At 55.6% G+C, this 21,650-nt stretch carries 18 protein-coding genes and 1 pseudogene; 15 read left to right on the forward strand and 4 right to left on the reverse strand.

All coding sequences use genetic code 11. The annotated features are described in order from the left end of the window. Positions 1–150: 150 nt before the first annotated feature. Both GOW09_RS14230 and GOW09_RS14235 read right to left on the reverse strand, forming a co-directional pair. Positions 151–1,059: a cytochrome c gene (locus GOW09_RS14230; protein ID WP_171119293.1), complete on the reverse strand. Its 909-nt coding sequence runs from the start codon at positions 1,057–1,059 to the stop codon at positions 151–153. 13 nt (positions 1,060–1,072) lie between these two features. Beyond that, positions 1,073–1,540, reverse strand: a complete 468-nt coding sequence (locus GOW09_RS14235) for a cytochrome c (protein ID WP_171119294.1) — start codon at positions 1,538–1,540, stop codon at positions 1,073–1,075. An 86-nt stretch (positions 1,541–1,626) separates the two neighbouring features. On the opposite strand from GOW09_RS14235, the gene GOW09_RS14240 reads away from it, so the two are divergent. From GOW09_RS14240 to GOW09_RS14250, 3 genes are all read left to right on the forward strand, one after another. After that, a complete protein-coding gene (locus tag GOW09_RS14240; RefSeq protein WP_171119295.1) occupies positions 1,627–2,472 on the forward strand; it encodes a LysR family transcriptional regulator in 846 nt (281 codons plus the stop codon). Positions 2,473–2,662: 190 nt separating this feature from the next. Then, on the forward strand, positions 2,663–4,126 hold the full coding sequence (locus GOW09_RS14245; protein WP_217360278.1) for a sensor histidine kinase: 1,464 nt from the start codon (positions 2,663–2,665) through the stop codon (positions 4,124–4,126). Continuing rightward, entirely contained in the window at positions 4,123–4,770 is a 648-nt protein-coding gene (locus tag GOW09_RS14250; protein ID WP_171119297.1) for a response regulator transcription factor, read from the forward strand. The genes GOW09_RS14245 and GOW09_RS14250 overlap by 4 nt, the downstream gene beginning before the upstream one ends. A 239-nt stretch (positions 4,771–5,009) precedes the next feature. On the opposite strand, the gene GOW09_RS14255 is transcribed toward GOW09_RS14250, so the two are convergent. Continuing rightward, complete coding sequence (locus tag GOW09_RS14255; protein ID WP_171119298.1) at positions 5,010–5,933, reverse strand: LysR family transcriptional regulator; 924 nt, start codon at positions 5,931–5,933, stop codon at positions 5,010–5,012. 117 nt (positions 5,934–6,050) lie between these two features. Between GOW09_RS14255 and GOW09_RS14260 the strand changes: the two genes are divergently transcribed. The 4 genes from GOW09_RS14260 to GOW09_RS22360 all read left to right on the forward strand — a co-directional run bounded on the left by GOW09_RS14260 (position 6,051) and on the right by GOW09_RS22360 (position 8,682). After that, complete coding sequence (locus GOW09_RS14260; protein ID WP_171119299.1) at positions 6,051–6,677, forward strand: pyridoxamine 5'-phosphate oxidase family protein; 627 nt, start codon at positions 6,051–6,053, stop codon at positions 6,675–6,677. A gap of 58 nt (positions 6,678–6,735) precedes the next feature. Further along, positions 6,736–7,716 (forward strand): alpha/beta fold hydrolase, encoded by a 981-nt coding sequence (locus tag GOW09_RS14265; RefSeq protein WP_171119300.1) that lies wholly within the window; start codon positions 6,736–6,738, stop codon positions 7,714–7,716. A gap of 55 nt (positions 7,717–7,771) precedes the next feature. Beyond that, positions 7,772–8,092: a PhzF family phenazine biosynthesis protein gene (locus tag GOW09_RS22355; protein ID WP_216603851.1), complete on the forward strand. Its 321-nt coding sequence runs from the start codon at positions 7,772–7,774 to the stop codon at positions 8,090–8,092. Positions 8,093–8,334: 242 nt separating this feature from the next. Continuing rightward, entirely contained in the window at positions 8,335–8,682 is a 348-nt protein-coding gene (locus GOW09_RS22360) for a PhzF family phenazine biosynthesis protein (RefSeq protein WP_216603852.1), read from the forward strand. Between the two features lie 177 nt (positions 8,683–8,859). Here the strand turns inward: GOW09_RS22360 and GOW09_RS14275 are convergent, their stop codons facing one another. After that, positions 8,860–10,080 carry an adenylate/guanylate cyclase domain-containing protein gene (locus tag GOW09_RS14275; protein WP_171119301.1) on the reverse strand — a complete coding sequence of 407 codons (1,221 nt, stop codon included), beginning with the start codon at positions 10,078–10,080 and terminating at the stop codon, positions 8,860–8,862. Between the two features lie 349 nt (positions 10,081–10,429). On the opposite strand from GOW09_RS14275, the gene GOW09_RS14280 reads away from it, so the two are divergent. The 8 genes and pseudogenes from GOW09_RS14280 (at position 10,430) to GOW09_RS14315 (ending at position 21,358) form a co-directional block, all read left to right on the forward strand. Then, positions 10,430–11,455 carry a LacI family DNA-binding transcriptional regulator gene (locus GOW09_RS14280; RefSeq protein ID WP_171119302.1) on the forward strand — a complete coding sequence of 342 codons (1,026 nt, stop codon included), beginning with the start codon at positions 10,430–10,432 and terminating at the stop codon, positions 11,453–11,455. A 94-nt stretch (positions 11,456–11,549) separates the two neighbouring features. Further along, positions 11,550–12,854, forward strand: a pseudogene (locus GOW09_RS14285) (sugar ABC transporter substrate-binding protein). A 110-nt stretch (positions 12,855–12,964) separates the two neighbouring features. After that, positions 12,965–13,831: a carbohydrate ABC transporter permease gene (locus GOW09_RS14290; protein ID WP_152460300.1), complete on the forward strand. Its 867-nt coding sequence runs from the start codon at positions 12,965–12,967 to the stop codon at positions 13,829–13,831. Positions 13,832–13,843: 12 nt separating this feature from the next. Then, the gene (locus GOW09_RS14295; RefSeq protein WP_171119303.1) at positions 13,844–14,674 is read left to right on the forward strand and encodes a carbohydrate ABC transporter permease; all 831 of its coding nucleotides are present in this window, start codon (positions 13,844–13,846) and stop codon (positions 14,672–14,674) included. Between the two features lie 12 nt (positions 14,675–14,686). Continuing rightward, positions 14,687–15,691 (forward strand): ABC transporter ATP-binding protein, encoded by a 1,005-nt coding sequence (locus GOW09_RS14300; RefSeq protein ID WP_171119304.1) that lies wholly within the window; start codon positions 14,687–14,689, stop codon positions 15,689–15,691. Next, entirely contained in the window at positions 15,688–16,461 is a 774-nt protein-coding gene (locus tag GOW09_RS14305) for an L-iditol 2-dehydrogenase (RefSeq protein ID WP_171119305.1), read from the forward strand. Before GOW09_RS14300 ends, GOW09_RS14305 begins: the two co-directional genes overlap by 4 nt. Further along, on the forward strand, positions 16,461–17,966 hold the full coding sequence (locus tag GOW09_RS14310) for a mannitol dehydrogenase family protein (protein ID WP_171119306.1): 1,506 nt from the start codon (positions 16,461–16,463) through the stop codon (positions 17,964–17,966). The genes GOW09_RS14305 and GOW09_RS14310 overlap by 1 nt, the downstream gene beginning before the upstream one ends. Positions 17,967–18,439: 473 nt before the next feature. Next, positions 18,440–21,358: a M10 family metallopeptidase C-terminal domain-containing protein gene (locus tag GOW09_RS14315; protein ID WP_171119307.1), complete on the forward strand. Its 2,919-nt coding sequence runs from the start codon at positions 18,440–18,442 to the stop codon at positions 21,356–21,358. Positions 21,359–21,650 lie beyond the last annotated feature (292 nt).

Raw genomic sequence — 21,650 nt, forward strand, 5'->3', positions numbered from 1 at the left:
CAATCAATCACGAACAGAAACTCGGGCGAGTGCTGCGCTCCGGTGCCCAGAACGTAAAACAGGAGTTTGGCGAAAAGGGAATAGGCCTTGCGGCTTCGTGCTGGCGGCTGACCGAGGCATCTGGCATCCGATGCATGGCGCCAAATGGAGTTACTCTGATGGCGCGCCTGTCGGTGACGCGGGCACGGCCTTGAGATAGGCCGCAATCGCCAAACGGTCCTCATCCGTAAGGCGTGATGTGTTCTCGATGACTTCCACCATCTCGCCACCCGCGCTGTCATAATCCGGCGTGAAGCCAGATTTCAGATACTCGGCAATATCAGCCTCGGACCAATCCAACTGGGCGGAGGTCAGCCCGGGGATGCGGCCCTTTCCGCTGGGGTTTGGTGCACCTGTCAGCCAGAGGTCGCGTTTCAGGCCCCCTAGCCCGTTGCGCGGTGTGTGGCATTCTGCGCAATGTCCCAACGCCTCTACCAGATAACGGCCTTGCATTTGCTGGTCAGTCAGATCGCCTTCCACAACCCAGCCCGGTTTCAGATACAACAGCTTCCACCCGCCCAGCCCGCGTCGAATGTTGAAGGGAAAGCCAACCTCGTGCGCTGCGCTTTGGGTTGGAACCGCCGGCAAAGTGCCGAGGAAGGCATGCAGCGAAACAACGTCCTCGACTGACATGTTGGCGTAAGTCGAATAGGGAAACGCAGGAAAATAGTGCTGCCCTTCGGGCCCGGTCCCGTGAAGCAGGGCATTGGCCAGATCCAATGCGGACCACGATCCGATGCCGGCAACCGGATCACTGGATATGTTCGGGGCTATGAAGGTGCCGAAATCCGTCTCAAACCGACGTCCGCCAGCGAGTACCAGCTTTTCCTCACCTGTTGCGTTCGGTGCAGAATGACAGGACGCGCACCCAGCCGCGTAAAACACGGCCTCACCTCGACTGAGATCAGGGACAATCCCGTTCAGTTGTGTCTGATCAACTCTTTTCGGGCGGGTCAGCACCAAACCGACCAGCTCGACCAGTACAGCAATACCTGCGGCGAAAATGAAAAAACGCCGCATGGCCAGCGCTCCTTTAGTCTTTGGGCGCCCTGTAAACTTTGTGACATGCCGAGCATGATCCGCCCAGATCACCCATCGCCGCCTTCAGAGCATCGACATCCTGACCTGCCGCCGCCTGCATCGCAACCGCGGCTTCGGCCATGGCCTGACCTTTTGCGCTTACATCCGGGAAGTTTTCCCAGATGGCTGGCAAGGCTCGGGTAGACGGGTCGGACGCATTGTCGGACCCGGCAGGCCACATCGCAGATTGATCGATCTGAGTCAGAACAACCAGGTTGTTCGCGGCCCGGGTTGCCGCCTCGGAATCATATTCAATCTCTCCTTTGGCCATGCCGCCCAATGTGCCAAGGTTGAAGGCATAAAGCTGCATGATCGAGGTCCGAGCCTTCACCGCCGGGTTTTCGCTTTCATGGGCGATGGCTGATCCAATAACGGCTACCGACAACAAACCTGCCGCAATGGCCGGGATTTTCTTCATCATTGTGCGTCTCCCTGTTCAATGCGTCGAATACTAGCCTGAACATTTTTTCTTGTAATTGTTTGTTATTCATCGTTCCTTGTTAATTTATGCACAACCAAAACTGGGATGATTTTCGGTACGCGCTGGCCGTCAGGAAACACGGATCGCTGAATGCGGCTGCCGGGGCGCTGGGTGTTACTCATGCAACGGTGCTGCGCAGAGTCGCCGCGCTTGAAGACCGTTTTGGATGCGTGATCTTTCAAAAACACCCGTCAGGGTACACCGCCCTGCCCGAGGCCAGAGCAATTCTTTCGGCGATGGAAAGCGTTGAAGAGGCGGTACTTTCTGTAGAGCGGGCAATTGTGGGTGCAAACCGGTCCCCTGCGGGTCAGGTCCGCATTGCGTCCACGGACAGCCTTTGTCAGCTTGTACTGCCCCAAATATTGACTGAGATATCGCGGCTTTACCCCGGCTTGGAACTGACTTTGTTAAGTGGCAACAGCCATCATGATCTGTCGAGGTTGACCGCGGACATCGCCGTGCGACCATCGATCAAACTTGAAGAAGGGCTTGTCAGCGAACGAGCGGGAACATTGTCATTCGGCGTTTTTGACGATGGTTCCCCAAACCGAAAATGGATGAGGCTTGATGGGGCGTTGAGCCGCTCGCTTCCCGCCAAATGGTTGTCCGAACATGTCAGCGCCGATGAGATGACCAACGGGGCAGACAGCTTTTTGGTGCTTCAGCAGATGGCGGCCTCCGGGGTGGGCAAAGCGTTTCTGCCCTCGTTTATCGGGAACGCGGATCCTCGGCTTCATCGGTCGTCAGAAATTGATCCCGGAATAGATGTTCCGCTCTGGGTGGCGACACTGGACGAGATAGCGCGCACTCCCAGATTTGCCATCGTGCAAAGAGCTTTGGTTGAACGCCTGTCCATTGCTCTGCCGGGGTGACAAATCAAAAAACTTGCCCGTATGTGTGGCTCCTCCGAGAACGGCTTTGGGCCGATGCGCTGATTGCCTGGACGGAGTTTTGAACGAACTGCGTGTACCTTCTGCCAGGCCGCGCGTGCTTTCTGTCCGCCGTCTGCGCGTTTGCGCGGACATAAGGTCGACATGATCCAAATTCTGAAACCGAACGCTGATGAGTTCAGACCAAGGTCGGTGGCGCGGTCAGGGATTGTCGTTCATAGTTGAACACGAAATGAGACCCGAGATTTCCGATCTGTCAGTTCGCAATTGGTCATTGTCGCGAGTTTTTCTTGCGGCTTGCATTGTCGTGATGGGAACGGCCACCGCGATAGTTGGCGTATGGGTGTCAAATCGGATCGAGAATGCAGTTGTCCAAAACTCTGCCAATTCCGCAGCGCTGTATATGGAGAGCATCGTATCCCCTCTCAGCCAGGAACTTGCATACGGGGATCGTCTGTCCGATCAAGCAAGGCGGGCACTGGACGAAATATTCATGACCCAGCCAATGCGAGACCGCATTGTGTCCTTCAAGTTTTGGAAACAAGGCGGCGTGATCGCGCACGCGTCGGATCCAACCATCATTGGGCGCCGTTTCGACCCGACTGACGATCTGAGCCGAGCCTGGAGCGGAGAGATTTCGGGTTCTTTCGAAGATCTCGACCATGCCGAAAGCGCCGCAGAAGCTGCACTTGGGATCCCGCTGCTTGAAGTGTACAGCCCGATCCGCGAACTCTGGTCAGGCGAAATCATTGCAGTTGCAGAGTTTTACGAGAAAGCTGAACAGCTGGAAGTTGATATGGCCAGAGCCCGCCGGACAAGCTGGCTTGTGGTCGGGTCAGCATTTGCGGCAAGTACAATCGTGCTGTTTTCCATCGTGGCAATCGGTGACAACACCATTCGACGTCAGGGGCGCCTGTTGGAGCGTCGTCTGAAAGAGAGTGAACAGATGGCAGAGCAGAACGCCAGGCTGCGGTCGCGCGTGGTCGAAGCGTCGGAACGATATGCCACGCAAACAGACCGGTTTCTGAAGAAACTTGGTTCCGAGCTTCATGACGGTCCCGCTCAATATCTGTCCCTCGCGGCCCTCAGGTTGGAGGCGGCTTTCTCGGACAGGCCTGAAAAGCCGGCAGAGGCCGAGGAGATTCAACAGTCTTTGCAGAAGTCCCTGGCCGAAATTCGCGCGTTGTCGCGGGGGTTGTCCGCTCCGGACATCGACAATCTGGCGCTGATTGATGTGGTGAAAAGAGCGATAGAAGATCACTCGGAACACAGCCCATTGCGACCGGATGTTTCACTTCAGGGAAGCCAGACGATCGAGTTGTCCGTGTCCGACAAGCTGTGTGTTTTCCGGTTCCTTCAGGAAACGCTTTCCAACGCCGCCAGGTATGCTCCGAATTCTCGATGCACCGTCATTTGCGAGGCGCATAACGATCGGGTCGTCATTCACGTCAACGATGACGGGCCCGGATTTGACCCCTCGGACGGAAAAGTACTACGTGACGATGGAGGCCAGGGGCTTTTGGGTTTGCGAGATCGGGTTGAGAGTATCGGCGGCAGGTTCGAAGTCAGGTCAAGCCCTGGCAAAGGCACCTCTGTCACAATGACACTATTTCCCAGAAAGATGAGTACGCCATGACAACATCTGTCGTAATAGCGGATGATCACCCGATTTTCAGGGACGGATTGCAGCGGACATTGGACGAAGCCGATGGGTTCGAAGTTCTCGCTGCCGGCTCGAGCGCGGATGAGGCAATTTCACTTGTCGGCATTCATCAACCTGACATCGCCATCCTCGATCTTTCGATGCCCGGAGGCGGCATAAATGCGACGCGAAAAATCGCGGCCATGGCAAACCCGCCATTCATCGCGATACTGACGGTCTCGGAAAACAACAGTGACGTCGCGGATGCTTTGGAAGCAGGGGCAATCGGCTACATCGTCAAAGGTGTGACAGCCAGCGAATTGACAGCCTCACTGCGCAGCATCGCCGCAGGTGAAGGATTCGTGTCGCCCGGGCTGGCCTCGCGCGTGCTGCTTCAGATCAACAGAGATGCGGAAACTTCCAAAGACAGCGATGTTCTGAACGATCTCACGCATCGCGAGGAAGAAATACTTCGACGTGTGGCGAAGGGGATGAGCAATCGGGAGATCGCAGATCAACTGGATCTTCAGGAAAAAACCGTGAAGCACTACATGACGGCGATCCTGTCCAAGCTCCACGCCCGAAACCGGGTCGAAGCCGCGCTGATCGCGCACGATGCCTGGGGCAAGACCGACTAAACCATGGGTCAAACATGATTGCATGCTCAATGCTGGCCCCATCGCTTCGAAAAGCGTGTGCACCCGGGATCTGAGATTTCAGTTTCGTGCCGGCAAATCTAGTTGGTGGCAAGCTTTGTTGCACATGTTCGCATATGGGCAGGCCTTGCGCTGTATCACCTCAAAGCGCATGTCCAAAGTGATCTATCGATCAGGACCCCGGCCGCGACCGGATGGCATGGTTCGGCGGATCTTTTGGCCTAACTCTCAGGCCTGTGTCGGAATCCATCCAAATAGGGGTCGGATTTGAGACGCTTGGCCGCAAAATCGACAAAAGCGCGCACTTTTGCAGACACGGTGCGGCCCTCTTGATGCACAAGATGGATGGGGACCTCGGGTGGTTCATACGAATTCAGAACGGTCCTGAGCCGCCCGTCCGCAACGTAGGGTGCAACCTGATAGGATAAAAGCCGCCCGATGCCATGCCCTTGCAGGGCCAGCTCGATCACCGCGTCATTGGTGTTCATGCTGATGCGCGGGTTCACGCGCTTTGTCACGACCGTGTCGCTTTTTTGAAAATGCCATTGGGCCGAGGCGTGCAGGGCGGTTGAATTTATGATGGCGTGATTGGCAAGGTCGTCGGGTGTGCCTGGTTCGCCGCGCGCATCGAGATATGCCGGAGCGGCAAACACGACCTGCCTCACCGCGCCACATCTCACCGCCATCAGGCTTGAATCTGCAAGGTTTCCAATCCTGATGCCGACGTCGAGGCCCTCATCCACCAGATTGACCACGCGGTCCACATAGAGAGTGCGCGCAGAGAGCTTTGGATGCAGTTCCAGAAATTCACCCAGAATCGGAGTGACGAACATACGGCCGAACAACACCGATGCGGTCACGCTGAGTTCCCCGGTCGGTTCGGCATAGGATCCGACAGCGGCACGCTCTGCCTCCTCGAGATCCATCAGAATGCGTCTGGCATCTTCAAAGAACCTTCGCCCGCTGTCCGTCAGCATGACTGATCGCGTGGTGCGCACAAAAAGACGAAGCCCCAGGCTGTCCTCCAGCATGGAGACCAGTCGGGTTACCGTTGGTGGTGACATATTGAGGTGGCGCGCTGCGGCAGCGAAGCCATTCAGCTCGGCCACCTTCACAAAAACGCTCAGTGCGTGAAATCTATCCAAACGACTATTCCATATTTTGGAATAATATATTGCCAAATAGGGACATTCTGCAACACCAAAGCTTTGACTAGCTTCACCTCAACCCCAGGGCTCTGCCCGGCTGAGATGGAGAATTCAATGACACGCCCATTTGCAGAAATCAGTTTTACGCCTTCTGTACGTGCAACACAGGCCAAGAACGGATCGGCTGAAGGCTACGCAAAGTTTCTGGCCGGCGCTGTTCAGGAAGACCTCATCAGCCCGGTCGAAGCCAGCTTCATCGCACAAAGGGACGGCTTTTATCAGGCGACCGTCTCTGAAACCGGCTGGCCTTATGTTCAATTCCGCGGCGGACCGGCAGGCTTTCTGAAAGTGCTGGATGAACGGACGCTGGCCTACGCGGATTTTCGCGGCAACCGGCAATATCTGAGCGCAGGTAACTTGCTGAACAACGACCGCATTTCTTTGATCCTGATGGACTATCCCAACCGGAGACGCCTCAAGATCTGGGGCCGGGCGAAACTTGTTGATGGCGCGGATGATCCGGCCCTGATGCAACGTTTGCATGACCCGAATTACAGGGGCCGCCCGGAGCGGGCCATTGTGATCAAGCTTGAAGCGATGGACTGGAACTGCCCGCAGCACATCCCCCAACGCCTGACCCTGGAAGAGTTTGAAGAGCACATGGCGCCGCTTCGCGATGAACTGGCGGAACTGAAAGCTCAAAACGCAGAGCGCAACGAAAAGCCCGGCCATAAACGCTGACCGATGCTGAACCCCGCGCGTTCAGACGCGCCCCAAAACCCCAAGAAAGGAAATACCCATGTCGCGCAATTTGAAATCCATCCTCAGCGCCAGTCTTCTCGCGCTTACCATCGCGGTGCCATTAACTCCGGCCCCTGCAATCGCAAGTGAGACCGGCATTGAAGCCACCCAAGCGGTCAATTTCCGCGCAGAAAAAATCGGCGAGGTCAATATCGCCTATCGTGAGGCCGGAGACCCGAGCAGGCCAACCGTTCTGTTGCTTCATGGGTTTCCGACCTCGTCACATATGTTCCGCAACCTTATCCCTGAACTGGCCAAGAACTATCACGTGATCGCGCCCGATTTTCCCGGATTTGGGGCGTCGGATATGCCGCAAGCCGAAGACTTCGAGTATTCCTTTGCGAATATCGCCGAAATCATGACCTCCCTGCTGGATCGGAAAGGTGTCGATCAATACGCGGTCTATCTGATGGATTACGGTGCCCCGGTTGGATTCCGGATGTTTGCCGAACAGCCCGAACGGGTCACCGGCTTCGTCATTCAGAACGGCAATGCATATGAGGAAGGGCTGCGCGAATTCTGGGACCCGATCAAAGCCTATTGGGCCGACCCCTTGAAAGAGAATGGCGACCAGCTTCGTGGGTTTCTTACTCTGGATGCGACCAAGTGGCAGTTCACCCATGGTGTACAAAGGCCGGAACTGATCAGCCCGGACAACTATTGGCACGTCCAATACCTGCTTGATCGCGAAGGTAATCAGGAGGTGCAACTTGAACTTTTCCTGGACTACGGCACCAACGTCGCCGAGTACCCGAAATGGCAGGCGTTGTTTCGTGAGCATCAACCACCTGCGCTGCTGATGTGGGGTAAGAATGATCACATCTTTCCGGCCGAAGGCGCCATGCCCTATCAACGCGACCTGAAGGATCTTGAGTTTCATCTGCTTGATACCGGACACTTCGCGCTGGAAGAATATGGGCCTGAAATTGCGGAACAGATGACTGCATTCCTGAACCGCATCACCGCCGCCGGCAACTGATGCGCAACTGGCCGCGCCTCGATCAAGGGCGCGGCCTCATGTTTGGAGACGATCAATGAACACGCAAGCAAACACTGCCAAGGAAGTCACGGTTGAAATCGTGCACGGGTTTGTCGACGGTGGCACCGGAGGAAATCCCGCAGGCGTCGTTCTGGACGCTGATGATCTGAGCGCGCAAGATATGCAAACCGTGGCGGCAAGAATTGGATTGTCCGAGACGGCGTTTGTCTCGCGGTCCAAGACGGAAGGCTTCAAGCTGGATTTCTTCACACCGAACCGGCGCATCGCTCATTGCGGTCATGCACAATCGCCGCCTTCTCTCACCTTGATGCGCTTGGCCGGATCCCCCAGCCGATACGTCAAAGGAAACTATTGATGGCCCCAGGTGCATACTCACGAAAGACGGCGCCGCCTATATGGAACAATTGGCCCCACGCTACTCGGGTGCTCAGGAATGGATCTAAAAGGGCGTGAAACTCGACGATGTGCTGAGCTCTCTCGGGGTCGACAAAACTGACCTGGATCAGAGGTTTGCTCCGGTTTTGGTCAACACCGGCAACAGCTTCATCCTAGTCGGTCTTTCGGATGCGGCGGGCCTTGCCCAAAATCAGACCAGATTTGGCCAAAATCAAGCAAATCAGCGAGCAACTGGATCTGATTGGCTATTACGTATTCACGAAAGACCCTTCAATCACCAGCCGGGACGCCACAACCCGTATGTTCGCACCCAGATACGCGATAGATGAAGAAGCCGCCACGGGGATGGCACCCGGGCCACTTGCATGCGTGTTGCATGATTTCGGCGGCACGTCTCAGCGATCATTTGAAATCGAACAAGGGGTGTTTATGAACCCGGCAAGCCCGAGCCTGATAAAGGTCGAACTTGACATCGAGAATGGTGCGATCACGGGCCTCATGGCGGGTGGTTACGGAAAAGCCATGACCTCGGCCCGGATTGCTTTGTGACACGAAAAGGCCAGGTGCGTCCGCAGCATCAGCTTCGGATGCGCCCAGGTCCTTGAACTCGAATACGTTTCGTCCAAGGGTCCTGCGACGGGACCTTAGTCAGCGCAGTGCGAGGCCCGGTCGCCCGCAGCCCAAATTGAAACCGGCCATTGCGGACAATGTAGAAGCTTGCGATTCTCAATCCATGTTGTCCGGATCAATGTGGCGATCCGGCATGGGGCTGGCTTGATGCTCCTTTTCGACGAGAGAATACAGCTCGATGGATCCGGCAAGCCCTCGAACTTCGTGAAACCCGCAAGCAGAGAACAGTTCAGGCGAAGCCGCGGCAACGGCTGACGTCGCCAGAACTCTGTGGCCCAGGGATTTCGTCAATACCTCAATACGGCTTGCGAGGTTGACTGCCCTACCCAGAACAGTGAAATCCAGCCTGCCAGGGCTGCCGATATTGCCATAGCTGACCTGCCCGACATTGATCCCGATGCCTATGTCCAACGGCGGCTTCCGAGCCTCTTCGCGGTGATGGTTGAGTGCGGCCAAACCGGTCAATACGCTTTGAGCGGCCCGCGCTGCCCTTTTGCATTGGGCGTTCAAATCCTCCTGTGTCGCAACGGTGAATATCGACAGAATGCCGTCTCCCATAAACTTGAGAATGTCGCCGCCATTCTCTTCGACAGACTGCACGACCAGATCAAAATATCCACTCAACATGTCGAAAACGTCCTCTTCGGATGCCCTGTCCGAAAGAGCGGTGAAACCGCGCAGGTCAGAGAACATGACAACTGCGTCAAGGGTCGTGCGTTCCCCTCGCTTGATCCGCCCGTTCCACACAGCATCAGAGGGCCCATCGCCAAGATAGGTTCTCAGAAGACCTTTGGACGACTTGCGCATTGTGACCGGTTCCAGAGCAGAGGACAAAGCGGGCAATGCATCCTCAATCATTTTCAGATGCCGGGGCGAGAACCCTTCTGGCGACCGGGTGACAAAAGTGCAGCCGTGCAGCGATCCGTCTCCGTAATAAAGCAGCGTAGCATAGTAATCGGTGCCACCCAACTCAGCGAATTCGATATATGATGAGTGCTCGGTCTTGGGATCCAATTGCCGTAGACTTTTGTGAAGTGGCTTCCGGTGTTCTAGAATGTATTCGAATGAGCTGCCGACATACCCATCCGTCAGCATGGTCTCATGTGTTACGTCATAGCTTTCGGTGCCATCCGGTGTCCAAACGATCCCCCATGCGATGAGCAGCGGATTGGCGAAACGCTGACCGATATTGACCCGCCAGAGCGGCACACCCGCCTCGATCAGAGACGAACAGAAATATGACACCACTTTTTCCGGGTCATCCGAACGACGCCCCTCGGCAATCATCCAATTGGTCAGTTGGGCAATAGCATCCATAGTTTAAAACCAATCGCTTAGATAAGATCGTCAAGAATTTGGGTTCAGCGTTCGATCATATTATTCTAGCCTTTTTCTTACCCCGTCCAAGCCTGCTGTTCGGTCCACAGTTATCGGCCGTAAGCGCCGGCCAAGCCACACGCAGACCTTCCTGGATACGTTTTGCCAGCCTTGTCATCAATTTGAATGAATCTTGCAAAAAGGCCGGCGTCACTCTCGAATTCCCTTTGAACGCCTTGTCGCGCGCTGGTTGCACGAGGCCGCTCTGGCTATTGATTTATTAGCGCGCGCAAAGAATATGTAAATCTATGATAAGTTCACGGCGAACAAAACCAGCAGGCAGACTGGCATGACCAAGATAAAGAATATGGAAGAGTTTGCAGCGCTCAGCGGCATCTCGCGCCCCACGGTATCCAAATACTTTCACGATCCCGACAGCGTTCGCCCCACGACGCGGGCCCGAATCGAAGAGGCGCTGGAACGGTTCGACTATCGCCCCAACATTTACGCGGTGAACCAGAACCGGAAGCTTACCAAGAATATCGGTATCGTCGTACCGTATCTGGCCGATCCGTTCTTTGCTGAAATCGCACGCTATCTGGAACAAAGCTGTATCGCGGCTGGATACCGTCCGTTCCTGTTCAGCTCTCATGGTGAACAAAAGCTGGAAAACGAAATTCTGGACGGTCTGCAATCCATGAAGCCGGCAGGGGTACTTTTGGCGCCTCTCGGACGCGTTTCGGACAGATCAGCAATAGAGAAATTCTGTGCCAATGTTCCGACGATCTTGTTTGACAGTAATCTCGATGGTTTGGGGGCTGCATTCGTTGGTTCTGATAACTTCAGCTTTGTTTCACAAACCGTCGAATACATGACCCGCACTGGTGAACCGCCTTCGTTCTTTGAAATGCGCACACCTGCGAACCCAAACGCCAACAAGCGAAGGAAAGCCTATATCAAAGTGATGGAACGTCTCGGACTCGAGCCGCATATTATCAAAGTTGAAGGCAAAGGCTGGGCGTTTGAAGAAATCGGCCAAAGAGGGGCGCTGAAAGTTCTGGAAGAGCGCGGTTTGCGAACCGACTCGGTTCTGTGCAGCAATGATCGACTGGCGATTGGCTTTCTTGCAGCTTGCTACAAACAGGGGATTCGCGTCGGTCGTGATGACAGTTGCGCGCTGCGCGTGGCCTCAAATGATGACCATCCCTTCGCGCAGTTCACTTGCCCATCCCTGACAACGGCGGCTCATGACTATGACAATGTTTCCGGTCGCAGCGTCGAAACCCTGTTTCAACTCATTGAAAGTGGAGGGAAATTCAAGACGCGGTCAGAAACGTTGTTTCCCGCAAGACTGGTTTTGAGGGATTCCGCGTAACCTACAAATTTTAACGCGCGTAAAGTTTTATTGACGTCGCGACAATTTACACACTACTTTCTGTGTACAGCATCCAAGCTCAGGGAGGACAAGGATGTATTTGAAGAACGCACTTCGTGCGGCGACGGCATTAACCTTTGTCGCAACGGCCGCGGCCCATGCAGAAACGATCACGATCGCAACCGTCAATAATGGCGACATGATTCGGATGCAGGGCTATACCGACAACTTTACCGAGGCGACTGGTATCGACGTGGAATGGGTGACGCTGGAGGAGAACGTCTTGCGTCAGCGTGTTACCACCGACATCACCACCAAGGGCGGTCAGTTCGATATCATGACCATCGGTATGTACGAAACGCCGATCTGGGGCGCGAATGGCTGGTTGGTTCCTTTGGATGGACTGTCAGAGGAATATGATGTCGGCGATCTGCTTCCTGCGATGGCGGGTGGCCTGAGCCATTAGGGCACGCTGTATGTGGCACCGTTCTATGGCGAAAGCTCGATGATCATGTACCGCACCGACCTGATGGAAAAGGCCGGGATGGAGATGCCTGAGGCGCCGACATGGCAGTTTATCCGCGAGGCGGCGGCTGCGATGACGGACCGCGACAACGACATCAACGGCATCTGCCTGCGCGGCAAGGCCGGTTGGGGTGAGGGCGGTGCCTTTATCACTGTGACCGCGAATTCCTTTGGTGCGCGATGGTTTGATGAAGACTGGAAACCTCAGTTTGATCAGCCGGAATGGAAAGAGGCGCTGACCTTTTTTGTCGACATGATGAATGAATCCGGCCCTGCCGGTTACGCGACCAACGGCTTTAACGAAAACCTGTCGCTGTTCCAGCAGGGCAAGTGCGGAATGTGGATCGACGCCACTGTTGCGGCGTCCTTCGTGACAAATCCGGATGATTCAACTGTCGCGGACAAGGTCGGGTTTGCTCTGGCACCAAATTCGGAAGGCGTCGACAAGCGCGCCAACTGGCTGTGGGCCTGGGCACTGGCCATTTCGGCGGGAACCCAGAAAGAGGATGCAGCCAAGCAGTTCTTCGAATGGGCTACTTCGAAGGACTACATCGAACTGGTGGCGGAAAACGAAGGTTGGGCCAATGTCCCTCCGGGCGCGCGTACCTCGCTTTATGAGAACGCGAACTACAAGGACATTCCGTTCGCCAAGATGACGCTCGAGTCGATCCTGTTGGCCGACCCGCAGAACTGCTGTGCCAAGCCAACACCCTATACTGGTATCCAGTTCGTTGCGATCCCGGAATTCGCGGGCATTGCCACACAGGTCAGTCAGGAATTCTCGGCGGTTTATGCCGGACAGCAGACTGTAGATGAAGCGCTTGAAAAGGCGCAGGCCTTTACGGCTGAAGAAATGGAAGCCGCAGGGTACTGAGGCATCCCTCCCAGTAGGGGACAGGTGATCTGTCCCCTGCTCTCTTCCACTTCCACAACTCGCGTTTTTCTCGCAGGCTGAGTTACGCCTGAACAGAGAGGGTTTGCGTAATGGCTACTCAACACTCCCGATCCGTTGCTCGCCTGATGATGGCACCCGCAGTGGTCCTGCTGCTTGGCTGGATGCTCGTGCCATTGACGATGACGCTGTACTTTTCTTTCAAAAAATATCTGCCTCTGCGCGGGGGTGATCTGGGCTGGGTCGGGTTCGACAACTATGTCCGCTTTGTCTCGTCCAGTACATTCTGGCCCGCGGTGCAGGCAACATTGGTCATTGTTGGCGGTGTTCTGATCATAACCGTCATTCTCGGAATTCTGCTTGCCATGCTGCTGGATCAGCCGATGTGGGGGCAAGGCATTGTCCGAATCCTTGTCATCGCGCCGTTCTTCGTCATGCCCACCGTGTCTGCGCTGGTGTGGAAGAACATGTTTATGGACCCGGTCAATGGTTTGCTGGCCCATCTGTGGCGTTTTTTCGGGGCCGAGCCGATCTCGTGGTTGTCCGAGGCGTCGATGACCTCGATCATCATGATCGTTTCGTGGCAATGGCTGCCCTTTGCAACGCTGATCCTGTTGACCGCCATTCAGTCGCTGGACAGCGAGCAACTGGAAGCAGCCGAGATGGATGGTGCACCGCCGTTGAAGCGCTTTTATCACATCATTCTGCCGCATCTGGGCCGTGCGATCACCATTGTGATCCTGATCCAAACAATCTTTCTTTTGTCGATTTTCGCCGAGATCTTCGTGACCACCGGTGGCGCTTTCGGCACCCGTACACTCACCTACTTGATCTTCCAGCGCGTGTTGGAAAGCCAGAATGTCGGCCTTGGATCAGCCGGAGGTGTCTACGCAATCATCCTTGCCAATATCGTTGCGATCTTCCTGATGCGCATCGTCGGCAAGAACCTGGACGCGTGAGGAGGAAAACTCATGGCCCGCGCTGTCACATCTCGACGCAAATCGCTGAACACCGCCCTTGCCTGGGCTGTTGGACTGCTGATTTTCTTCCCGATCCTCTGGACGATCCTGACCAGCTTCAAAACCGAAGCGCAGGCCATTGCCAGCCCGCCCCTGTTTTTGAACTTTGACTGGACGCTGGAAAACTACGCCATCGTGCAGGAACGCTCGGACTATATGCGGTTCTTGTGGAATTCGGTGATCATCGCCGGTGGATCGACCATGCTGGGCGTGATCATCGCCGTGCCCGCCGCCTGGGCGATGGCGTTTGTTCCGTCCAAACGAACCAAGGACATCCTGTTGTGGATGCTGTCCACCAAGATGTTGTCGGCCGTAGGTGTGCTGTACCCGATCTACTTGCTGTTCATCCAACTGGGCCTTCTGGATACGCGCGGAGGGTTGGTCGTGGTGCTGATGCTGATCAACCTGCCGATCATCGTCTGGATGCTTTACACTTATTTCCGCGAAATTCCGGGTGAAATTCTGGAAGCCGCGCGGATGGATGGGGCGACGCTGAAAGAGGAAATCCTCTATGTCCTAACCCCCATGGCCATTCCCGGCATCGCTTCGACCGTCCTGCTGAACTTTATCCTTGCTTGGAACGAGGCGTTCTGGACCCTCAATCTGACCGCTGTTGACGCGGCACCGCTCACGGCCTTCATCGCCAGCTATTCCAGCCCCGAGGGCCTGTTCTTTGCCAAGCTCAGCGCGGCCTCGACCATGGCAATTGCACCCATCCTGATCCTTGGCTGGTTCAGCCAGAAACAACTTGTCCGCGGCCTGACCTTCGGCGCTGTGAAATAAGGAGCATTCCTCATGGGACGCATACAACTCAAGTCCGTGACCAAAAGCTTCGGCGACGTTCAGGTCATCCCTCCGCTGGACCTGACCATTGAAGATGGCGAGTTCACCGTTTTCGTCGGCCCTTCGGGCTGCGGAAAATCCACGCTGCTGCGCCTGATCGCAGGGCTGGAAGACATCACCAGTGGCCACATAGAAATCGATGGAGCAGACGCAACAGACGTGCCGCCCGCCAAACGAGGGCTGGCAATGGTGTTCCAGTCTTATGCGCTTTACCCGCATATGACCGTGCGCAAGAACATCGCATTTCCGCTGCGCATGGCGAAACTGGATCAGGCTGAAATCGACAAGCGTGTTGAGGGCGCGGCAAGCGTTTTGAACCTGACCGACTACCTGGATCGCCGCCCGGGCCAGTTGTCCGGCGGTCAGCGTCAGCGCGTCGCCATTGGTCGGGCCATCGTTCGTGAACCGGCCGCGTTCCTGTTCGATGAGCCGCTTTCAAACCTCGACGCAGCACTTCGGGTCGGCATGCGGTTGGAGATCAGCGAGCTGCACGAACGCCTCGCGACAACGATGATCTACGTCACCCACGATCAGGTCGAAGCCATGACGATGGCGGACAAGATCGTTGTGCTTCAGGCGGGCGTGATCGAACAGGTTGGCAGCCCGCTGGAACTGTACCGAACGCCACGCAACCTGTTTGTTGCAGGTTTTATTGGTTCGCCCAAGATGAACTTCATCGAAGGGCCAGAAGCGGCAAAGCGCGGTGCCCAAACGATCGGCATTCGACCGGAACACATTGCAGTTTCGGAAACCGAAGGAGAATGGTCCGGGGTCGTCAGCGTCTCGGAACACCTTGGTTCGGACACGTTTTTCCACGTCCACGACACCGGACTGGCCGAGACAATCACTGTTCGTGCCGATGGCGAGGTTGGTTTCCGCCATGGGGAACGCATTCATCTGACCCCACGCGCCGATGTGATCCACAGATTTGACGCAGACGGTCTGCGGATCGAATGAAACGTCTGACGGGCAAAACCGCCCTGATTACAGGGGCTGCGCGGGGCATTGGATTGGCATTTGCCAAGGCCTATGTGGCAGAGGGCGCGCGGGTCGCAGTCGCCGACATCGACATCCAGCGCGCGCAGGACGCGGTCGCTGAAATTGGCGCGGCGGCTTTCGCTGTCGAAATGGACGTGACCGACCAGCAGAGCATCGATCAGGCCATAGCCAAAACCGCGGCGCAATTCGGCCCAATCGACATTTTGATCAACAACGCGGCCATCTTCAGCGCCGCACCATTCGTCGAGATCGAGCGCGCCGACTACAATCGTGTGTTTGACATCAACATCGCGGGCGGGCTGTTTACGATGCAGGCCGTCGCCAAACATATGATCGAGCACGGAACCAAAGGCCGAATTATCAATATGGCCTCGCAGGCCGGGCGAAGGGGTGAACCGTTGGTCGCTGTCTACTGCGCCAGCAAGGCGGCGATCATATCACTGACCCAATCGGCGGGGCTGAACCTGATTTCTCATGGGATCAATGTAAACGCGATTGCCCCCGGTGTAGTCGATGGCGAACACTGGGATGGCGTGGACGCCTTTTTTGCAAAACACGAAGGCAAGCCCCTTGGCCAGAAGAAGCGCGAAGTGGCGGCAGCTGTTCCATATGGCCGCATGGGGCGCGCGGAAGACCTGACGGGCATGGCGGTTTTTCTGGCCTCTGACGAGGCCAAGTATATCGTCGCGCAGACTTACAATGTCGACGGCGGAAATTGGATGAGCTGATGGACCCTGTGGCGAACGCAAAAACCCCTGCACGGCTGCGGCAAGAGAGCCTTTCCAAGCTGCCAACCACCGTGAAGACTCCGATGTATGAACGTACGGATCTGACGCCGGGCATAGTTCATATAGGATTGGGTAATTTCCATCGCGCGCATCAGGCCTGGTATATCCATCAGCTCATGCAGCAGGGGTTGGCCCATGACTGGGCAATCGTCGGAGCGGGTGTGCGAAGCTATGACGCTGTCATGCGAGAACGATTGCTGGCGCAGGATTGCCTCACAACGCTGATCGAGTTGGGGCCAAACGGAATGTCCGCCGAGGTGATTGGCCCGATGATCGATTACCTGCCGATCGAAGAAAACAACGCTGCCCTCATCCACGCGATGGCCGACCCGGCCACCCGGATCGTTTCGCTGACTGTTACCGAAGGGGGATATTTTCTGGATGCCAACAGCGGCGCATTCGATTTCGACCACGCAGATATCCGTCATGACGCAGAAAACCCCAATCAGCCCCGTACGGCCTTTGGCGCAATGGTTGCGGCACTCAGACGACGGCGCGCCGAAGGCCTCAACCCGTTCACGGCGCTCGGCTGCGACAATCTTCAGGGCAACGGAACGATTTTGCGAAACTGTGTTGTGGGATTGGCGCGCATGTCCGACCCGGAACTGGCCAACTGGATCGACAGGCGTGGCGCGTTTCCCAACTCGATGGTGGATTGCATCGTACCAGCGACGACCGACCAATTGGTATCGCAATGCCGCGCCCTTGGCGTCGATGACAGAGCGCCCGTCTCGCATGAGAACTTTCGTCAATGGGTCATCGAGGATGCCTTCTGCGCCGGACGTCCGCCCCTCGAAAACGTCGGCGCAATACTGACCAACAACGTCCATGGTTACGAGACCATGAAGTTGCGCATTTTGAACGGAGGTCATCGACTGTTGGCGAATGTCGGAGAAGTACTGAGTGTTCCGACGATTGCCGACTGCATGAAGGACCCGGACATCGTGGCGTTTTTTCGAAAAGTGCAGTTTGAAGAAATCCTTCCGCATGTCGAAGCGGTTCCCGAAACCACTGCAAATGAGTACCTTGAGTTGATCGAGAGCCGATTTGCGAACACGGCGATTCACGACACCACACGCAGGGTTGCATTCGACGGATCGGCAAGACATCCCGGATTTTTGCTGCCGTCGCTGCGTGATGCACTTGCATCAGGGTCTTCCGCAAACGGGCTCGCTCTCGCCGAAGCGTTCTGGTGCCGGATGTGCGCGGGTATTCGTGAGGATGGCTCCGAGATCACCCCCAATGATCCCCAGTGGGAAAGCCTGAACAGCACTGCAAAAGCGTCCAAAGCTGATCCTGAGCTTTGGCTGGAACAGGGTTTCTACAGCGGTGATTTTGGAATCAGCACACAGTTTTCCAACGCCTTTGCCCGCTGGCTGACCCTGATATGGCAGCGTGGCAGCCGGGCCGCCATTGCTGAGTATGTTGCCAACGGTTCAACGTAGCAAATCAATCTCGGCGCTCGGTTCAATCGGGACCCATGCGGTGCGGTATCTGACCCTTGGAGCCTTGTCTGACGTTGACGCAAATAGGGCCTGCAATCTGCCGAAAATGGCATGGATGTCACCCTCGGCGGCTCTGACCGGTTCACCGTCTTGGGCAAATCCCCACTACAGAGTCCATGGAATAAGCGAAAGTTTGCCACCGGATCAAAAGCTCCGATAACGGGTCCCAAAAAATGAAAAAATATTGGGCAGAATGCCCAAAACCCTAAACGGCCGCAGATGCCCGGTTCAGCCAAGGATCGCGGGTTTCTGTTGCACTTATGCGACGGTTCTGCCGTTGAAAGAAAGTGTCATTTGAAACATGGTGTCACCTGCTGTTTCAAAAGGATTGGTGCATAGTAGTTTGTCATAAAAAGAACAATTTAAGCGTGCATCCGAGTGCAATCAAATCTTCCGAGGTACAGGGCTGAGCAATGGCTACTACGACTATAATACCAAGACCTTCCGCTTCTTCTCCGCTCAGTCCAATACAAGGTTATGTTGCCTACGGTGACGGCAATCCTGCGACCACCACCGTAATTTCTTATCACTTCGAACAATACGCGGGTACACAAGCGTGGACTGCGGAATACAAAGCAGAATTCCGAGCGGCTCTCTCTGCAATTGAAGCAGTCGCAAATGTGACTTTTGTCGAATCCGGCAGCGCTTCTGCCGACTTGGTGGAAGTTATTGCGCCCACAAGCTTTTTTTCAAATCCCAGAACGCTTGGCTACCACTATACGCCATCGCGCAACCCCTCCGAAGGTGCCTTCAACACCGCTTACTGGACTGCCGGAACAAATGGAAACGGCGATCCGGGCGGGTTTTTCTTTACTACGTTGCTCCACGAACTGGGTCACGCGCTAGGGTTGGGTCATCCCCACGACACCGGTTTGGGTACAACCGTGATGAATGGCGTTACATCGCCATTTGACTCTTTCGGGACCGGCAGCCTGAATCAGGGTGTCTACACGGTGATGTCGTATAATGATGGCTGGACCGAAAAGAACGGAATTCTCTCTGTCAACGCGACTTATGGGGGTTCAACGGGTCTTGGCGCTTTGGACATTGCTGCGTTGCAGGCGATGTATGGCGCCAATACCAGCCACAACTCAGCCAACAATACCTACACGCTTCCTTGGGCAAACGTTGGGGGTACCGGCTATCAGTCTATTTGGGATACTGGTGGAAACGATACCATCCAGCATGTCGGCAGTTCGAAGGCGCGGATCGACCTGCGGGCCGCAACACTGGATTATTCCGAGACCGGCGGCGGCGTAGTGTCCTACGCAGAGGGCATAAAGGGCGGCTTTACAATCGCGCATGGCGTTGTGATTGAAAACGCGATCGGCGGGACCGGTGACGACGTGATCGTCGGGAATACCGCTCAGAACGTTCTGAATGGCAACCATGGACACGATAAGATCTATTCAGTGTCCGACGGAACCAACAACAACACCGTTTATGGCGGCTTGGGGAACGACACCATTTATCTGGCAAACGGTTCCGGCGCAGACCAGGTTTTCGGCGGCCAGGGTGACGATTGGGCCATTGTGACCAACAATGCCGGCTCGTTTTCCGGAGGAAGCGGCACTGACACAATCCGATTTGTCAGCGCCATCAGCAGCTATCTGTTCATAAAAAACGGCACGAAATACGAATTTATCGATGCCGTTTCACGTATCACCTTCACGGTAGAAGATGATGTCGAGGCCATTCAGTTCCTGAATGGATCACAGGCGTATACTCGTTCGAATATCGAAGCTGCCATGCAGCTTTCGGATATCGAGACGACCGGCACCACACTGAAACATGCAAGTCAGGGCATTTACGTTCTGGATTCAGGCAGCTCGAACGTGACGCTGGTTTTTAATGGTCAGGCTGTTGGTCAAAACACGATCGCCGGCTGGCAGGCCATTCAGGCCGAGGCTTCGGGTGGCGGTTACAAAGTGCTGTGGAAAAACGTGGATGGGACGTACGGGGAATGGACCGTCAATGCCAATGGTCAGTTCCTCAGCAGCAGCAGCATCGGCAACGTGGCTGATGTTGAGACCTTCTATGGTGCTGATTTGAACAATGACGGGCTGACGGGTCATGGTACGGTCACGGTTGAAACCACTGGCTCCACGACACTCGTTTCGTCAAGCCTGGGTTCATACTTGATTAATGGCACCATTGAACTGACCCTAAACGGTGCCAAAGCCGGCTCGGGCAGTTTCCCTGGCTGGCAGGCCATTCACGCCGAGGCTTCGGGCGGCGGCTACAGGGTGCTTTGGAAGAATGCTAATGGCACGTTTGGGGAATGGGTGACGGATGCTAATGGTCGTTTTGTCAGCAGCAGCACCATAGACGACGTCAGGGATGTCGAGGTCTTTTATGGCGCAAATCTGAACAATGATGGGCAAATCGGCCATATCACGACCAGCATCGAATCCAACGGTTCCACGACGCTGGGATCGTCAACCAATGGCGCATATGTAATCGGCAGCAGCATCGACTTGAAGCTCAACCAGGCTAATGCCGGTCCTGGCAGCTTCCCGGGTTGGCAGGCCGTTCAGGCCGAGGCTTCAGGTGGCGGCTATCGGGTGTTGTGGAAGAACTCGGATGGGTCCTACGGTGAATGGACGACGAATGCGGCTGGTGAATTCCAAAGCAGTACAACAATCACCAATGTTGCGGATGTAGAGGTCTTCTATGGCGTTGACCTGAACAATGACGGGCTGACGGGGCATGGAACGATCAGTATTGAATCCAACGGCGCGATAACGCTGGGGGCGACAACCCAAGGTGAATATCTGATTGGCGGCACCACCAAGTTGACATTCAACAACGCCACCGTCGGACCGAACAGCTTCGCGGGCTGGCAGGCCATTCACGCCGAGGCTTCAGGTGGCGGCTACCGGGTGTTGTGGAAGAATTCGGATGGAACTTACGGTGAATGGGTCACGGATTCCAATGGTGTATATGTCAGTTCCAACACCGTCCCTGACGTGGTCGCGGTCGAAACTTTCTATGGCTTTGATATCGATGGCAGTGGGACAGTGGGATACGGATTGCCCAAACTCGCTCGGTTTACTGAAGGCGATCAGAAAACGCCGACGGGCGAAGAAGTTTTGGGTGTGTCCGATTGGGATGAAACGGTCGATATTCTAAAGTTCGTCCCTGATCTTGAGGCTCCCGAAGACGTAGAAGACGACTACACACTGGTGAACTTGCATCAGGCTCAGGACGGGGTGCTTAACGTTTCCGAAGACTCATTGGCCGCCGTATTGGGTGGGAACTTGGAGGTCGAGGATGACGAGGCCAGTCCGACACTTACACCCCATTTGGACGAAGGCAGCTTTTGGATTTAAAGATCCTTTGGCGCTGGAGGCGGCCCGTTCGGTTAAACTGACGGTGCCGTTTCTGGCGTAGATCGGCGAATAGGCTTGCGATTTCGATCGGTGTCCCGGCCCTGCAGGCCCGCCTTGTCAGCTCTGTCAAACCAAACAGCAGAGTGAAAACAAATCGCCAAGGTTTGAGCGGAGCCGTAGCAACACATCCTGCCGCCAGCAAGCCACCACCGGTGTTTCCAGGCAGTTCTGGCAACATCTTAAACCCATAGTGTGCCGCGCGAAGTTCCGCGATCGATCACGGTGATACTCC

Origin of the sequence: Ruegeria sp. HKCCA5463, assembly GCF_013034175.1 — a bacterium.
Classification (GTDB): domain Bacteria; phylum Pseudomonadota; class Alphaproteobacteria; order Rhodobacterales; family Rhodobacteraceae; genus Ruegeria.

Coding starts and splice junctions, on each gene's coding strand:
- GOW09_RS14275 (WP_171119301.1), bottom strand. CDS start 10,080: ATGGATGCTATTGCCCAACTGACCAATTGGATGATTGCCGAGGGGCGT.
- GOW09_RS22355 (WP_216603851.1), top strand. CDS start 7,772: ATGAACACGCAAGCAAACACTGCCAAGGAAGTCACGGTTGAAATCGTG.
- GOW09_RS14280 (WP_171119302.1), top strand. CDS start 10,430: ATGACCAAGATAAAGAATATGGAAGAGTTTGCAGCGCTCAGCGGCATC.
- GOW09_RS14310 (WP_171119306.1), top strand. CDS start 16,461: ATGGACCCTGTGGCGAACGCAAAAACCCCTGCACGGCTGCGGCAAGAG.
- GOW09_RS14265 (WP_171119300.1), top strand. CDS start 6,736: ATGTCGCGCAATTTGAAATCCATCCTCAGCGCCAGTCTTCTCGCGCTT.
- GOW09_RS14240 (WP_171119295.1), top strand. CDS start 1,627: ATGCACAACCAAAACTGGGATGATTTTCGGTACGCGCTGGCCGTCAGG.
- GOW09_RS14250 (WP_171119297.1), top strand. CDS start 4,123: ATGACAACATCTGTCGTAATAGCGGATGATCACCCGATTTTCAGGGAC.
- GOW09_RS14230 (WP_171119293.1), bottom strand. CDS start 1,059: ATGCGGCGTTTTTTCATTTTCGCCGCAGGTATTGCTGTACTGGTCGAG.
- GOW09_RS14235 (WP_171119294.1), bottom strand. CDS start 1,540: ATGATGAAGAAAATCCCGGCCATTGCGGCAGGTTTGTTGTCGGTAGCC.
- GOW09_RS14315 (WP_171119307.1), top strand. CDS start 18,440: ATGGCTACTACGACTATAATACCAAGACCTTCCGCTTCTTCTCCGCTC.
- GOW09_RS14245 (WP_217360278.1), top strand. CDS start 2,663: ATGAGTTCAGACCAAGGTCGGTGGCGCGGTCAGGGATTGTCGTTCATA.
- GOW09_RS14260 (WP_171119299.1), top strand. CDS start 6,051: ATGACACGCCCATTTGCAGAAATCAGTTTTACGCCTTCTGTACGTGCA.
- GOW09_RS14290 (WP_152460300.1), top strand. CDS start 12,965: ATGGCTACTCAACACTCCCGATCCGTTGCTCGCCTGATGATGGCACCC.
- GOW09_RS14300 (WP_171119304.1), top strand. CDS start 14,687: ATGGGACGCATACAACTCAAGTCCGTGACCAAAAGCTTCGGCGACGTT.
- GOW09_RS14295 (WP_171119303.1), top strand. CDS start 13,844: ATGGCCCGCGCTGTCACATCTCGACGCAAATCGCTGAACACCGCCCTT.
- GOW09_RS14305 (WP_171119305.1), top strand. CDS start 15,688: ATGAAACGTCTGACGGGCAAAACCGCCCTGATTACAGGGGCTGCGCGG.